Genomic DNA, 15,718 nt, shown 5'->3' with positions numbered 1-15,718 from the left:
GTGGGTCGTCGCCGGCCTGGCGGCCTATCTCTGGCAGTTCCGGCCGCTGTTGGCGCCCTTGGCGGCCAAACTGGGGGTCGGATGATCGGCGTTCCGGCGGCCCTGCTGTTGAACCTGTCGGCCTGCTTCGGCGGCGGCGCCCTGTTGCTGCGGCTGTTGGGCGTGACTGCGGGGATGCCGGCCGCCCTGGCCGCCACCCTGGCCTTTCCGCTGGGATTGGGGTTGGTCGGCTGGCTGGTCTTCTTCCTGGCCTGGCAGGGCTGGCTTGACGCCGCGATCCTGATGTCGATGCTGCTTGGGCTGTCGGTGGGCCTGGTGGCGCTGCCGCGTCCGGTTCGGGTCGCGTCATTCACGGCGCCAGAGTGGCTGGTGGCGCTGGTCGTGCTGGTGGTGGTGGCCGTTTATGTCATCGTGGCGCTGGGGCCGCCGGCCGATGCCGACACGCTGGCCTATCACTTCGCCCGGCCCCGGCAGATCCTGGCCGACGGGCGGCTGATCCTGGTGCCGCGGGCCATCGACGGGGTCACCCAGCTTCTGGTGCAGATGGCCTATCTGCCGGCCCTGGCCCTGGGGGGCGAGCGGGCCCTGGCCCTGTGGGCCATGGTGACCGGCTTGATGCCGGTGGTGCTGGTGGCGGTGCTGGCCGGGGAATGGCTGCCGCGCGCCTGGTGCCTGGCCCTGGCCGCCGCTCTGCTGAGCATGCCGGCCTGGATGTTCGGCGCCTCGGGCGGGCAGGTCGAGACCCGGCTGGCCGGCTTCGCCGTGCTTGCCGCCTATGCGGTGGCCCGCGCCTGGCGCGAGCCCGGATGGCGATGGGAAGTGCTGGCGGGCCTGGGCGCGGGGTTCTATGCCGGCGGCAAGACCCTGGGATTGCTGCTGATCGCGGCCACCGGGCTGGTTCTGCTGGCCCGCAGGCGGTTGGCGCCTCGGGCGGTCCTGGGATATAGCGCGGCGGCGGCCCTGGCCGGCGGCCAGTGGTATCTGTGGAACTGGAGCCAGACCGGCGACCCGGTGTTTCCGATGCTGTTTCGCGCCCTGGGGCTGCCGGACGGCCCACTGTGGAGCGCCGCGCATCACGAGGTCTTTCGGACCCTGTTCTTCCCGGCGGAAAATCCCGAGACGCCCGGCCTTGGCCTGGCGCTCACTTATCCGGTCCGGGCGATTCTGGGGTGGGGTCCGGCGATGTGGGAGGCCGGCCGGTCCGGCCCCGGTCCGCTGTTGCTGATCCTGGCCCCCTTTGCCGTGGCCGGCCTGATCCGCCACCGCCACCGGCTGGCGACCAGCACCCTGACGCCGATGATCGCCATCGCCGTGCTGTTCTATCTGGCTTGGATCATGACGGCGTCGTCGCAGCGCATCCGCCACCTCGTACCGGTCCTGCCGCTGCTGGCCCTGGGGGTGATGGTGGCGGCCGAGCGCGGCGCCGGCTGGCTGGGGGTCAAGCGCCCCATGGTGGCGGGCCTGGCCCTGCTGGTGCTGATTCAAGTGGCCGGCCAGGGGGTGTTCGCCGCCGCCTATCTGCGCCATCTGGTGAGCGCCGAGAGCCGCGAGGACTTTCTGGAGCGGGCCGTCGCCGGCTATCCTCTGGCCCGCTGGCTGAACGAGCATCTGGGCCCCGGCGACAAGGTAATGCTGTCGGAACGTCAATTGTCCTATAACCTGGACGTGCCCTACTACATCGCCAGCGAGATTTTGCAGGCCCGCATCGACATGCGCCGCTCGGGCGCCGACCCCGCCGCGCGGTGGAGCCAGATGCGCGACCTGGGGATCACCCATATCGCCGGCGAGGAGGTTCCCGCCGACGGCCGGCCGGTTTCGGCCTGGCAGCAGCTGACCGCCGACCTGACCGCCAAGGGCTGCGCCCGCCGCGAGGCCGAGGTGACTTGGCGCTGGGTCTTTTCCCGGGCGCTGCCGGGCTTGGGATCGGCCGAGACCCGTACCCTGATCCTGGCCCTGACGCCAGCCAGCTGCTCCTACGGTCGCTGATGCCGGTCCTCTTGCACCATACCGGGGACATTCCCCCAAGCGGTTGGGACCAGTGGTGCGCCGTCGCCGGCTGCGATGCCGACCTTCCCGCCGGCCGGCCAACGGCTCGCGCCCTGGCCGAGGCCTATGATGCCGTCCTGCCGGAATGGTGGCGGTTGGCCGCCGAATTGGGCCGCCAGCCATCGGCGATCCTGTCCCACGCCTGTACCGCCGGCGGCAACGTTTCCGATCTCGGGTTGATGCTGGCCTGGTCCCGTCTGGTCGGCGGCTGGGCGGCCGGTGGCGATCGCGTTCTGTGCCTGTGCGACGATCCCTGGCTGTTTCGCCATCTGGCCACCTTGCCGGGGGTGACGGCGGGGGCGGCGCCGTCCCTGGTCGGAACCGCGCTGCGCCTGGGGCTGCGCGGCTGGCTGGCGCGGGCGCGGGTGGCGGTCCGCATGGCGCGGGCGGCCTGGCGGGGGCGCGGTGCCGCCCGCGCCGTTCCGCCGGGCCGGCCGGTGATGCTGGTCTATGGCCATCCGGCCAGCCGGCCCGATGGGTTCGACGCCTATTTCGGCCAGCTGGCCGAGGTTATTCCTGGGATGCAACGAATTCTGCACGTCGATTGCCCGCCGTCTCGCGCCGCCGAACTGGGGGTTGGCCTGCATGGCTGGGGCTCGATGGCCGCCGCGCTGGCCCTGGTGTTCCGCCGTTGGCGTCCGCAGGTGTCGGGGCCACTGGCCTGGCTGGTCCGTCGCGCCGCCGCCCACGAGGGCGCCACCGGGACTCCGGCGATGATCGCCTGGCAAATCCATTGTCAGCGGCGTTTCCTGACGGCGGCGCGGCCGGTTCTGGTGGCCTGGCCGTGGGAAAACCATGCCTGGGAACGCGATTTCGTCCGCCACGCCAGGGCCGGCGCCACCCGGACCCTGGGCTATCAGCATGCCACCATCGGCAACCTGGAAAGCAATTATGCGGCCCATTCCCTGCCGGACGGCGTGGCGGCCCTGCCCGACAGCATCGCTTGCGCCGGCCCGGGCAGCCGTGATCGGCTGGTCGCCTGGGGGGTGCCCGTCGACCGCCTGTGGATCGGCGGCGCCTGGCGTTTTCCCGCGCCCACGCCGTTGCCGTGGGCGGCCGACGGGGCGATCTTCCTGCCCCTTCCGGCCCAGATCGGGGTGGCACGGCAGATGGTGGCCGCGGCTCGGGCGGCGACGGCCCATGGCTGGCGCTTTCTGGTGCGCGAGCATCCGATGACTCCGGTCGGCTTTCACCCCGAGCCCGGCCTGGACCGCAGCCCAGGGCCGTTGTCCCAGGCCGGCCCGGTGCGCGCGGTGCTTTTTGCCGGCAGTTCCGTGGGGCTCGAGGCCCTGCTGGCGGGCTTGCCGGCAATCCGCTTTCTGCCGCAGGGAATGCTGGCCAACGATATCCTGCCGCCGGGGCTGGTGGTGCCGGCGGCGACGGCCGATGAAGTGCCCGACCGTCTGGCCGCCTGCGCCAGGCCCGAGCCGCTGGACGCCGCCAAGATCTTCGCCGAAATCGATCGCGCACTGTGGCGATGCCGGGTGGGAGAACCGCCATGATCGGGGCACTGGTTCGCAAGGCGCGCCAGCTGGTGGGCGATCCCGCCCTGCGGCGCTATCTGCTGGAACGGGCCATGGGCCGGACGGCGGCACCGAGGCGGTTTGTCCCGGGGCACCCGCCCTATCTTGCCGATCTCGCCCTGCCGCTGCCGTCGCGGCTGGCGCCATTCGCCGAATTGCCGGCGATGCCGCCGACGGCACCGCTGACCCTCAGCCTGCCCGGCGCCTGCGTCACCCTGTCGCCGCAGGCGCCGGGCGCCTTGTTCGACCAGGACTTTCCCGATATCGAGACCCGTCTCGCGGTTCACCGCTTCGCCTGGCTGCCGCTACAGGCCGACGGCCTGGACCCCGCCTGGGTGTGCGCCTTGTGGCAGGAATGGCGGTCGCGGTTCGGAAGTCCGGGTCCCGGCTGGGATTGGCACCCCTATACCGCCGCCGAGCGCCTGATCAACCTGCTGGATTTCGCCCGCCGCAGTGGCGGCCTGCCCGGGCCGGTCGCCGACACCGTCGCGGTCCTGGCCGCCCATGGTCCGGCCATCGCCGCCCGTCTGGAATATTCCGGCGACCATTATACCGGCAACCACCTGTCCAATAACGGCCGGGGCCTGTTCCTGCTGGGCTGTGCCCTGGGCTGGGACCGTTGTGCCGAGCTGGGGGCCGAGATCCTGCTGGCCGAGGCCGGGCGCATCTTCACCTCTTCGGGTCTTCTGCGGGAAGAATCCAGCCATTACCATTTATTGCTGACCCGGAACTATATCTCGGCCTGGCTGGCGGCGCGTCGCTTTTGCCGCCCGGAAAGCGAGGCCTTCGCTGGCATCGCCGCGCGCGCGCTGACGGCGGCGGCGATTTTCTCCCTGCCGGGGGGCTTGCCGCTGGTCGGCGACATATCGCCCGATTGCCCGCCGGCATTCCTGGCCGGGTTGCTGCCGGGCGGCACGGGGGGCTGGCTGGCCCTCTTGACCGATGACGAACGGCGGGAATTGGCGGCCTTGCCGCAGCCAGCCCTGGGCGATCCGGTTGCCGATGGCTGGGCCCGGGCCGATCAGGGCGATTGGGCGCTGCTGGTGCATGCCGGACCGCAGGGCTGGCCGTTCATCCCCGGCCACGGCCACCATGACCTGGGCGGTTTCGAACTGCACTGGCGCGGCCTGCCCCTGATCGTCGATCCCGGACGCGGCGCCTATGGCGACAGCGGTGAGGCCGCCTTGTACCGCTCGGCGGCGGTCCATAACGGCCTGACCATCGACGGCGCCGATCCCACGGCGGCCAACCGTCCCTATTATGGCGATGATTTCCGCCGCCGGGAAGGCGGCGAGCCGCCGGTCCTGCGCCGCCGGTCCGACGGGATCGATCTGGTGCACGGGGCGTTCCGGCGCCAAGGTGTCCGTTGGTGCGAGCGGAACTGGACAGTGACCGACATGGCGGCCATCATCGACGATCGGGTCGACGGACGGGGGCGCCGCCGTCTGGCGCGGATGCTGACGACGCCGTGGCCGGTCCGCATCGACGGCGATGTCGTGGTGATCGAAACGCCACGCGGACAGGTCCGGGTGGTGGCCGACGGTGCCGTGGTCCTGCGGCCGGTGACCCGCTGGATCGCCTATGGCCAGGGCGAGGCGGCGACCCAGATCGCCATCGAAGATGTTCGGGCCTTGCCTTGGTCCGGGCGGATTATTCTGGAGGCGGTCTGATGTGCGGCATGGCCGGCCTGTTCGTCCCACGGACGGTCGAACCCCCCAATGCGGATATGCCAGCCATGCTGGCGGCGATGCGTCACCGTGGTCCCGACGGTGTCGGCGACTGGACTGCACCCGACCGCCGCTATGCCTGCGGCTTCGCCCGTCTGGCCATCATCGACCTGGCTACCGGCGACCAGCCCATCGTCGAAGGGACCGGCGAGCGCGTGCTGATGGGCAATGGCGAAATCTACAATTACCTGGAACTGCGCGACGAATGCGCCGGCTATCCGTGGCGGACCCATGGCGACATGGAAGTGGTGCTGCCGCTGGCGACGCGCCTGGGCGCCGATTTTGTGCATCGGCTGAACGGGATGTATGGGCTGGCCCTTTACGAACGCGAGCCGCACCGTCTGACCCTGGTCCGCGACCGCCTGGGGATCAAGCCGGTCTATTGGGCGCGCACCGCCGCCGGCGCGGTGGTGTTCGCCTCGGAGGTCAAGGCCCTGTTCGCCAGCGGCCTGATCCGGCCCGAGGTGGACGAGGACGCGGTCGCCCAGTATCTGGCCCATGGCTGGGTTCCGGCACCGGCAACCTTGTGGAAGGGGGTGGCGAAGCTGCCGCCCGGCCACCTTCTGACCGCCGACGCCGACGGCACCGTCCACATCCAGCGCTATTGGAAGGCCCAGGCGGCGCCCGATCTGCCCGGCGACGGCGAAGGGATCCGGCGCCATCTGACCGATCTGCTGGACGACGCGGTCCGGCTGCAATTGCGATCCGACGTGCCGGTGGGGGCGTTGCTGTCGGGCGGCGTCGATTCCGGCCTGCTGGTGGCCCTGGCGGCTCGCCGTCTGGATCGGCCGCTCAACACCTACACGGTTCGTTTCGAAGGGGCAACGGTTGACGAAAGCCCGCTGGCCGCCCTGGTGGCGCGGCGCTACGGCACCCGTCATACCCTGTTCGAGCTTTCGATGGCCGACGTCGCCGACCATTTGCCGCGGCTGGCATGGTTCTGCGACGAGCCGCTGGCCGACGCCAGCCTGCTGCCCAACCAGTTGATCGAGGCGGTCCTGGGCCAAGAGGTGCGGGTGGCGCTGAACGGCACCGGTGGCGACGAGCTGTTCGCCGGCTACGGCCGGTATTTTCAGTTGCCGGTCGAATCCCGTTATCTCGGATTGCCGGCTTGGCTGCGCCGTGGCGCCATCGAGCCGCTGGTCGGTCTGGTCGATCCGATGACACGGTGGCGCCTGGCCCGGGCCGAGAAGTTCACCCATGATCGCGGCGGCTATCTGCACGATCATTCGACCTTCTTTCCCGCGCCGATCAAGGCGATGCTGGGGTGCCGCCTGCCGTCGCCTGTGCCGGCCCAGGCGCGGCATTTCGGCGATTTCGCGGGTGCGGCGCAAAGTGCCGGCCTGTATGCCGAGCTCAATACCTATCTGCCCGAGGATCTGCTGTTGCTGCTGGACCGCACCAGCATGGCCGCCTCGGTCGAGGGGCGGGTTCCCTTCCTGGATCATCGGCTGGTCGAGGCCGCCTTGGCGGTTGGGCCCGAATTGCGCACCCCCGGCGGCCGGCAGAAGGCCCTGGAGCGGGCAATGGCGGCGCCGTTCCTGCCCGACGAATTGCTGAACGCTCCCAAGCAGGGTTTCGCCTCGCCGGTGCCGGCTTGGATGCGGGGGCCGCTGGGCGGCCTGGCCGAACGGGTGCTGACCGCGCCCCATTGTCTGGCGCGGGGTTGGTGGAGCGCCGACGGCATCCGCAGGCTGCGCGCCGATCCCGGCCGCCACGGCCATCGCCTGTACGCCCTGCTGATGCTGGAACTGACCATTCGCGTCCATGGCGAAGGGGCGCCGACGGATCAGGGGCTGGAGGCGCTGGCACCATGAGCCTTGCCGACGTTTCGGTCATCATGCCGGCCTACAACAATGCCCAGACCATCGCGCGCGCCTTGGCCAGCGTCGCCGCCCAGACCCTGCCGCCGCGACAGGTGGTGGTGGTCGATGACGGTTCCATCGACGGCACCGCCGACCTGGCCGAATCGTGCCGTCCGCGCCTGGGCGCGACCGAACTGGTGGTGATTCGTCAGGTCAACCAGGGGGCGGGGGCGGCGCGGAATCGGGCTTTGGCCGCCGCCAGCGCGACCTTCGTCGCCTTCCTGGACGCCGACGACGAATGGCTGCCGGACAAGATTCGCGTCAGCCTGGATTTTCTCGCTGACCCCGAGATCGTCTATGTCTCCCATGACGTCCTGGTGCGCGAAGGCGACGGCCGCGAAACGGTGCGCGATTGCGCGCGCCATTTCGCCCAGGCCGGCGACCCGTTCCTGGCCTTGTCGGTCCGGGGATTCGTCGGCACCTCGACGGTGGTCGCTCGCCGTCAGGCGGTCCTGGATGCCGGCGGCTTCGAGCCGTCGTTGCGGGCGGCGCAGGACCACGATCTGTGGCTGCGGCTGGCCCGGACCGGGCGCTTTCGGGTGTTTCCGGGCGCCTTGATGCGCTACCACATCAATCCCAGCGGCATCACCGCCGATGTCGCCCGGCGGCGGCACTGTTCCTATGCCGTGTTGCGGCGGCACCTGCCGGCGATGCGGGCGCGGCCGGGCGGCTGGCGGGCGGCATTGACCCGCGCGGTGATCCTTCATGTCGAGGCGGCCGCCGCCTTTCGCCGGCAAGGGCGGTGGGGGAAGGCCCTGGGCGAATTGGTCCGGATCGGCCCGGCCTTGGCCTCGGTGGTGTGGTGGCTTGCCACGATGCGGGCGGACCATTAAGACAGTCCGATGAGGCTGAGCGGATTTCTGGCATGCGTGCGGTTCTAGGTTTGGTCGGATGGAATCTGGGGCTTCTGGCCGGTCTTTTGATCCTGGCCGAGCTGGTTTTCGGCGGCTGGCTGGGCGATACCGCGAATTCCGACCTGCGTCGTCTGTCGATCTACCGCGATGTGACCTGGCAATTGTCCGCGTCCGACAAGTATGGCCGTGCGGACACCGTGTCCTATCGCCGCGACTCGTTCGGATTTCGCGGCAAATACGGGACGCCCGCCGATGTGGCGATCCTGGCGGTGGGCGGCAGCACGACGGACGAGCGTTTCGTATCGGAAGGTGAGACCTGGACCGATGTGTTGTCGGCCTGCCTGACCGAACGCGGCGCGCCGACACCCATCGCCAACGCCGGGGTGGCCGGGCAATCGTCGCGGGGGCACATTCTGGATTTCGACATCTGGTTCCGTCATGTCCCGGCTTTGCGGCCGGCCGTGGTGCTGGTCTACCTGGGCATCAACGAAAAGGTCCTGGATGGCCGGGTGATCGAGGACGACGTCCGCCGCTACACCGAATCCGGCCGCCCGCCATGGGTCGAGCGCCTGCTGATGAAAAGCGCTTTGTATGGGTTGGTGACCACGGTGCGCGGCAATCTCGCCGCCTGGAAGGCCGGCTATCACGCGCTGTCGGCGACCGGCGGGGCCGAGCCACAGTCGCGGCGGGTCGATCGCCTGTGGCGCGAGGCGTCGGCCCAGCAGGTGACGGTGGGCACCGCCGACCATGACCGGCGCCGGCAGGCGGTGGCTATGCAACGCAAACCCGAGCTGGATGCCTATGCACAGCGCTTGCGGGTTCTGGCCGAGACCATTCAGGCCTTCGGCGCCGAACCGGTTTTCGCCACTCAGGCCGGCGGGTCCTATCGCCGTGTCGGCGAGAAGATCAGCGGCAATCTCGACGATTATTTCGAGTTGGCCGCGTTCAACGCCGTCACCTTGCAGACCTGCGGCCAACTCGGTCTGCGCTGCCTGGATGTCGGGGCCAAGCTGGAATTTTCCGATGGCGACCTGTGGGACGTGGTCCACACGACGCCCCAGGGATCGCGCAGGGTTGGCGCCGCGATGTGCGAATCCTTGCTGGCGGCCGGGATCGCGCCGGTTCCGGGGCGCCGGCCATGATGGCGCAGCGTCTGGCCGGCTATGGCTTCGTCACCGCAGCCTTTCTGATGCCCGTCCTGGGGGTGGTCGCTCCGCTGGGCATCGCCCCGCTGGGGGGCTTGCTCGCCCTGGCGACGGCGCCGCTGGTGGTGCGGACCGGGGCAATGCGGCGGTTGCCACGGGCGATAGTGATCCTGCCGGCGCTGCTGGTGGTCTGGGGCGCGATCAGTGCTTCGTGGGCCATCGACCCGCGCGAGGCGCTGGGAGGGGCGGCCAAGCTGGCTCTTTCCACCTTGGCCGGCCAGGTAACCGTCGCCGCCGCCCTGGAAGTCGAGGGTCACTGGCGTCGGCGGATCGGTCTGGCCCTGTTGGTGGCGGTGCTGCTGGCCGGGTGTGTCCTGATCGTCGAATATCTGACCGGAAACGGCGTCACCTATGTTCGGCAATTGTTGGCGCACGGCTCGATCTCGTTGCTCAGAAGCTCGCTGGGGCGCGGTGCGGTGATCGTCGCCATGGTCGCGCCGGCCGCCATCGTCCTGGGACTGTCCCACCGGTTCCGGTGGGGGCTGGGGGCTTTGGCGCTGGTGCTGGTCGGGTTGTTCCTGGGCGACAGCCTGTCGACCCGACTGGCGGTTGCCCTGGCCATCCTGGCGGCCGTGGTGTCCCTGCTGCGGCCGCCTGGGCTGTTGCGTGCGGTTGCCGTGGCGACGATTTTGCTGATCGTGGCAATTCCGATGGCGGCCCAACGCATGCCGGACCCGCACCACACCTTCCAGAACTGGCGGTGGCTGCCGATGTCGTCGCACCACCGCATGACCATCTGGGGATTCACCGGGCAGCACATCGCCGAAAAGCCGATCTGGGGATGGGGGATGGAGGCGTCGCGGAGCATTCCGGGCGCGGACGAGGAAATCCAGGTTTGGCGCTACGATCCCGACGGCACGCGCACCAACGTCGGACTGCGGGAACCCCTGCTGCCGCTTCATCCGCACAACGCGGTGCTGCAGGTATGGCTGGAACTGGGACTACCCGGCGCGGCATTGCTGGCGGCCTTTTTGCTGGCGGTGCTGCGGGTGTTGTCCCGGATCGATCCGGCGCGTCGGGTCGAGCGGGCCGCCGGCCTGGCGGCGTTCGTCGGGACCTTCGTCGTCGCCACCGTATCCTATGGCTTCTGGCAAAGTTGGTGGCAGGCGTCGATGTGGCTGGCGGCGGCCCTGTTGGCCTTGGCGAGCCGGCCTGCGGAGGTGGCGAACACGGTTGCAATTGACCGGGCCGCTGAGTAGGGTCCTGCCGACAAAAAGATTAAGAGCAGGCTGAGTGATGCGTTCGCGTGGCGCGACGGTGGTATGGATGGGCTGGGCGGCGGCGGCGTGTGCCCTGTTGCTGATGGCCGTGCGGGTGACCGACGCCCTGTCGCTGCGCCAGCCGATGCAGGCCATCACCAGCGGCGCCGAGTTCGAGGCGCTGTTCGCCATCTGGAAGTTCATCAACGGCGAGGCGGTCTATCAGGACCCTTACCGGATTCCCTTCGCCGCCAGCTACTATAACTGGCTGTTCTACGCCTTCTACGGCGCCTTCGCCGGACTGGGCCAGAAGCTTCTGGGCCTGAACGATTGGTGGCTGCCGACCTTGACCAAGGTGGCGACCTTGTCGTTGTGCGCCGCCGGCTCGGCGCTGCTGGCGCGGCTGCTGCGGCTGGTCGCCGGCGACAGCGGTTTTTGGCGCGATTTGGCCTGGCCGTTGTCGCTATGTTTCTTCTTCGGGCCGCTGATCGGCTATTGGGCCATCGCGGTGACCTGCGAACTGGGCGCGGTGGTGTCGGCGGTGGCCGCGCTTTTGGTGTTCCTGCGCTGGTACCCGACGCGGCCGACGGCAGCCACCGTGGCGGCCGCCCTGCTCGCCGCCGCCGCCTGGAGCTTCAAGCAGTCCAACATCTTCGTCGGCGCCACCTTGTTCCTGTTCCTGCTGGTCCGCCGGCAATGGCGGCTGGCGGCGCTGTCGCTGGCCATCCCGGTGGCGGTGGTGGGCTTCAGCGGCTGGATCGGCGGCCAGGCTTATCGCGACATGGCCTTCCTGAAGAAGCAGACGATGTTCTTCGCCTGGTGGCAACTGGGGCGCAACCTCGGCAATCTGCTGGTCAAGACCACCCCCTATCTGGCCATGGTGGCGCTGATCCCGGTCGCTCTGTCGCGGCTGCCGGGCGGTTTGCGCGCAGCCTGGCGCGACGACCGCCTGCTGCTGGCGCTGATCGGGCTGGGGGTTTCCGCCGTGCTGTCGATTCCCGCCAGCGCCAAGACGGCGGCGGCCGAGAACTATTATTTCGTCATGGTCGTCTTCATGATCTTCGCAGGCATCGCCACCCTGGCCCGCGTCGAGCCGATGCCGTGGACCCGTCGTCTGGTGGGCGCCGGCTTCGCGCTTTACGCCGTGGCCTGTCTGCTGGTGGTGGCCGGAGTAACCGGAGTGACCTCGGTGGCCGATTCGCATCGGCGCAATGTCGAGCAGGCGGCCTGCATCAAGGATGTCGCCCGGCCGCTCTATATCAACGACGTTCATCTCAGCCTGCCGTGGTTCGCCCTGGAAGGGCCGTACTTCGTGCTGGCGACCATCTATTGGGAAGACCGCCAGCTGGGCATGACGTTCGAACGCGACGGCGTCGGCGGGCTGATCCGCGACGGCGCCTTCGCGACCATCGCCATCGGTGTCGGCGCCGAGCCGGTATGGGATGGCCAACATTTCGACCGCTACCAAAAGACCTCTAGCTGCGGCGGTCTCGATCTTTACTCCAGACAGAATTAAGGGGAGCGCCTCGTGGCCAAGAAAATCCTGGTTACCGGCGGCACCGGCTTCATCGGTGCGGGCATCGTCAAGCGTCTGCTGGCCGATGGCCACACCGTCCGCGTGCTCGACAACAACAGCCGGGGCGCCGACCGTCGTCTGAAGGACGTCCATGGCCAGTTCGAGATGATCGAGGCCGACATCCGCGACCCGGCCAAGGTGTCCGATGCGGTCAAGGGCATGGATTGCGTCGCCCACCTGGCCTATGTCAACGGCACCGAGTTCTTCTACACCAAGCCCGATCTGGTGCTGGATGTCGGCGTCAAGGGCATGACCAACGTCATCGATGCCTGCATCGCCCACGGGGTCGGCGATTTCGTGCTGGCGTCCAGCTCCGAGGTCTATCAGACGCCCCCGGTGGTCCCCACCCCCGAGACCGTGCCGCTGGTGGTGCCCGATCCCTTGAATCCGCGCTATTCCTATGGCGGCGGCAAGATCATCTGCGAATTGATGGCGCTCAATTACGGCCGCAAGCATTTCCAGCGCATGACCATCTTCCGCCCGCACAACGTCTATGGCCCCGACATGGGCTGGGAACACGTGCTGCCGCAATTCGTGTTGCGCATGAAGGATGTCCACGCCGCCACCCCGGCCGGCCGGCCGGTGAGCTTCCCCATCCAGGGCAGCGGCCAGGAAACCCGGTCGTTCGTCTATATCGACGATTTCGTCGATGGGCTGGCCCTGATGATGGACAAGGCCGAACATATGAGCATCTATCACATCGGCACCATGGACGAGGTGTCGGTGGCCGATGTCGCCCGTCAGGTCGGCGCCTTCTTCGGCCGCGAGGTCGAGCTGGTCCCCGGCACCCTGCAGCCGGGCGGCACCATGCGCCGCTGCCCCGACATCGGCAAGCTGGCGGCGCTGGGCTATGCCCCGAAGGTTTCGCTGGCCCAGGGCGTGCCCCTGCTGGCCCAGTGGTATGTGGACAATGCCGGCCTGATGCCGGCCAATAAGGATTGATCGCCATGACCATGCGCATGCGTGTCCGGACCACCTGCCGCATCTGCGGCGGATCGCATCTGGTCCGCACCCTGGATCTGGGGGCGCAGCCGCCGTCCAATTCCTTCCTGGCCCCGGCCGACATCGCCGCCGAGCAGGCCTTTCCGCTGGAAATGCATCTGTGCACCGATTGCGGCCTGTCGCAGTTGGTCCACATCGTCTATTCCGAGGACATCTTCGACGATTACCTCTACCTCTCGTCGACGTCACGGGCGCTGTGTCAGCATTATCAGGGACTGATCGACGGCGCCCTGGCCCGGTTCGAGCCGCCGGCCGGCGCGCTGGCCGTCGATATCGGCTGCAATGACGGCATCATGCTGCGCCGCTATCCGGACGGGCGCTGCCGCCTGTTGGGTATCGAGCCCTCGTCGGCCGGCAAGTACGCCCGCGAGGCCGGGTTCGAGGTCATCGACCAATTCTTCGAATCCGGCTTGGCCGAACGCCTGGCCGCCAGCCACGGCCGCGCCGCCCTGATCACCGCCACCAACGTCTTCGCCCATGTCGACGACATCACCTCGTTCGCCGCCGGGGTGCGGACCCTGCTGGCCGATGATGGCGTCTTCATCATCGAGTTCCCCTATCTGGTCGATATGGTCGAGCGGCTGTATTTCGACACCATCTACCACGAGCATCTGTGCTATCTGGCGCTGACCCCGCTGGATCATCTTTTCGCCAAGGTCGGCCTGCGCGCCTTCCGGTTCGAGCGGACCGAGGTCGGCGCCTCGGGGCCGGCGCTGCGGTTGTTCGTGTGCCGGGCCGAATCGGGGCGCGCCACCGAAGACAGCATCACCGCCATGCGCGCCGACGAGCAGGCCTGGGGCATCACCGACCCGGCCCGGTACCGCGATTTCGCCGCCCGGGTGGAACAGATCCGCGACCGCATCCTGGCCCTGATCGCCGAGGTCAAGGCCAAGGGCGGCCGGGTCGGCGCCTATGGCGCCCCGGCCAAGGGCAACACCTTGCTGAACTATTTGAAGCTGGGTCCCGCCGATATCGAGGTGGTGGCGGAAAACAATGCGCTGAAGGTCGGCAAGGTGACGCCGGGCAGCCACATCCCCATCGTCGGCGACGATTCCTTCCTGGCCAGCGGCATCGACACCGCCTTGCTGTTGACCTGGAACTACCTGGATTTCTTCCTGGCCAATTCCGAGTTCATCAAGAAGGGTGGCAAGTTCATCGTCCCGCTGCCCGACGTCAAGATCGTCCCGTGAGCATGGGGCCGATCGTCGTCATCGGAGCCGGCGGTTTCCTGGGCGGCTTTCTCGCTGCCCGCTGGGAACAAGCCGGGCGGACGGTGATCCGTGTCGGCCGCGACGATTCCTTGCCGGCCGAGGCCGATATGGTGGTCGATTGCAACGGCGACGGCCGGCGCTTCTGGGCCAACCAGAATCCGGCCGCCAGCTTCGCCGCCAATGTCGCCCCGGTGATGGCGCGCACCGCCTCGATCCGCCATCGTCTTTATGTCCTGGCCTCGACGGTGGATATCTACGGCCGCGGGCGGGAAAGCCAGGCCACCAGCGCCGAGACGGCGACCATCGACCCGGCCGGGCTGGACGTCTATGGCTTCCACAAATACCTGGCCGAACAACTGGTGGCCCACCACGCCGAATCCTTCCTGATCCTGCGGCTGGGGACCCTGATCGGGCCGGGCCTGCGCAAGAATCCGGTGTTCGACGCCCTGAACGGCCAGCCGATCCGCCAGACCCTGGACAGCAGCTTGCATCTGTTGCATCTGGACGTGCTGGGCGAGCGCCTGGACGCCATCCTGGCGGCGGGTGGACAAGGCCTCTTCAACATCTCGGCGTCGGCCCCCATCACGGTCGGCCGCCTGCTGGAGATGGTGGCGGCCCGGCAAGGCCGGACCATCCAGGATTTCACCATGCATCCCGAATTGATCACCACCCGCTACGACGTCAATATCGACAAGGTCGCGGCCCTGGGAATGGTTCCCACCTCCGAGGCCATGCTGACCGCCTATCTTGACGGAGCCCCCTGAGATGGCCGTTGCGCCCCTGCTCGACATCGTCATCCCGGTCTATAACGAGGGAAGCAACATCATCCCGGTGCTCGACGCCTTTCGGCGCGAGGTCAAGACGCCGTTCCGGGTGCTGATCTGCTACGATTTCGCCGAGGACAACACGCTTCCGGCCATCGCCGCCTATCCCCAGGATGGGATGGACATCGCGCTGGTGAAGAACCCCGAGCGCGGCCCCCATGCCGCCGTGCGGGCCGGCCTGGCCGCCTCGACGGCGCCGGCGGTCTTGGTCTACATGGCCGACGACGATTACAACGCCGGCATCATCGACCGCATGGTGGCCAAGATGAATTCCGGCTGCGACGTCGTCGCCGCCAGCCGGTTCGTCAAGGGCGGCTGTTTCGAGGGCTGCCATTGGCTGAAGAAGCTGATCACCGTCACCGGCTCGCTGGCGCTGCATCATATCGGCGGCATCCCGGTCCATGACGGCACCAATGCCTTCCGGATGTTCTCGCGCCGGCTGCTGGATACGGTCGAGCTGGAATCCCGCCTGGGCTTCACCTTCGCCATCGAACTGATGGCCAAGGCGGTGCGGCTGGGCTGGAAGGTCGACGAGGAAGCCGCCCGCTGGTTTGAGCGCGCCGACAAGCCGTCACGCTTCCGGGTGATGGCGTGGTTGCCGGCTTATCTGTTCTGGCTGCGCTATTCTGTGGCGACCGCCTGGCTGCGGCGCGGGCCCGAGACGGTCAGGATCAAGTCCCCCGCTT

General features: G+C 68.5%; 12 protein-coding genes. All 12 read left to right on the top strand.

Translation table 11 applies throughout. The features are described 5' to 3' along the window. Nucleotides 1-81: 81 nt before the first annotated feature. Nucleotides 82-1,986, top strand: coding sequence for a hypothetical protein (locus MTBLM5_RS14030; RefSeq protein WP_173976704.1), 1,905 nt, complete (start codon nucleotides 82-84; stop codon nucleotides 1,984-1,986). After that, nucleotides 1,986-3,548: a hypothetical protein gene (locus tag MTBLM5_RS14025; RefSeq protein ID WP_173976703.1), complete on the top strand. Its 1,563-nt coding sequence runs from the start codon at nucleotides 1,986-1,988 to the stop codon at nucleotides 3,546-3,548. The genes MTBLM5_RS14030 and MTBLM5_RS14025 overlap by 1 nt, the downstream gene beginning before the upstream one ends. After that, nucleotides 3,545-5,239 (top strand): heparinase II/III family protein, encoded by a 1,695-nt coding sequence (locus tag MTBLM5_RS14020; RefSeq protein WP_173976702.1) that lies wholly within the window; start codon nucleotides 3,545-3,547, stop codon nucleotides 5,237-5,239. Before MTBLM5_RS14025 ends, MTBLM5_RS14020 begins: the two co-directional genes overlap by 4 nt. Then, nucleotides 5,239-7,113, top strand: a complete 1,875-nt coding sequence (asnB, locus tag MTBLM5_RS14015) for an asparagine synthase (glutamine-hydrolyzing) (RefSeq protein WP_173976701.1) — start codon at nucleotides 5,239-5,241, stop codon at nucleotides 7,111-7,113. Before MTBLM5_RS14020 ends, asnB begins: the two co-directional genes overlap by 1 nt. Further along, nucleotides 7,110-7,994 (top strand): glycosyltransferase family A protein, encoded by an 885-nt coding sequence (locus MTBLM5_RS14010; protein ID WP_173976700.1) that lies wholly within the window; start codon nucleotides 7,110-7,112, stop codon nucleotides 7,992-7,994. Before asnB ends, MTBLM5_RS14010 begins: the two co-directional genes overlap by 4 nt. Nucleotides 7,995-8,026: 32 nt before the next feature. Next, a complete protein-coding gene (locus MTBLM5_RS14005; protein WP_173976699.1) occupies nucleotides 8,027-9,157 on the top strand; it encodes an SGNH/GDSL hydrolase family protein in 1,131 nt (376 codons plus the stop codon). Beyond that, a complete protein-coding gene (locus tag MTBLM5_RS14000) occupies nucleotides 9,154-10,419 on the top strand; it encodes an O-antigen ligase (protein ID WP_173976698.1) in 1,266 nt (421 codons plus the stop codon). Before MTBLM5_RS14005 ends, MTBLM5_RS14000 begins: the two co-directional genes overlap by 4 nt. A gap of 37 nt (nucleotides 10,420-10,456) precedes the next feature. Next, nucleotides 10,457-11,935 (top strand): hypothetical protein, encoded by a 1,479-nt coding sequence (locus tag MTBLM5_RS13995; RefSeq protein WP_173976697.1) that lies wholly within the window; start codon nucleotides 10,457-10,459, stop codon nucleotides 11,933-11,935. Nucleotides 11,936-11,947: 12 nt separating this feature from the next. Further along, a complete protein-coding gene (locus tag MTBLM5_RS13990) occupies nucleotides 11,948-12,937 on the top strand; it encodes an NAD(P)-dependent oxidoreductase (RefSeq protein WP_173976696.1) in 990 nt (329 codons plus the stop codon). 5 nt (nucleotides 12,938-12,942) lie between these two features. Continuing rightward, nucleotides 12,943-14,187, top strand: a complete 1,245-nt coding sequence (locus MTBLM5_RS13985; protein WP_173976695.1) for a class I SAM-dependent methyltransferase — start codon at nucleotides 12,943-12,945, stop codon at nucleotides 14,185-14,187. A 2-nt stretch (nucleotides 14,188-14,189) separates the two neighbouring features. After that, nucleotides 14,190-14,972 (top strand): NAD-dependent epimerase/dehydratase family protein, encoded by a 783-nt coding sequence (locus MTBLM5_RS13980; protein ID WP_254431071.1) that lies wholly within the window; start codon nucleotides 14,190-14,192, stop codon nucleotides 14,970-14,972. A 1-nt stretch (nucleotide 14,973) separates the two neighbouring features. Further along, nucleotides 14,974-15,718 (top strand): glycosyltransferase family 2 protein (locus MTBLM5_RS13975; RefSeq protein ID WP_173976693.1); only part of this gene is annotated, 745 nt, incomplete at its 3' end.

Origin of the sequence: Magnetospirillum sp. LM-5 (assembly GCF_902729445.1) — a bacterium.
Lineage (GTDB): Bacteria > Pseudomonadota > Alphaproteobacteria > Rhodospirillales > Magnetospirillaceae > Magnetospirillum.
The sequence above is the reverse complement of the archived record's forward strand: the minus strand, read 5'-3'. Positions and strand labels throughout refer to the sequence as shown.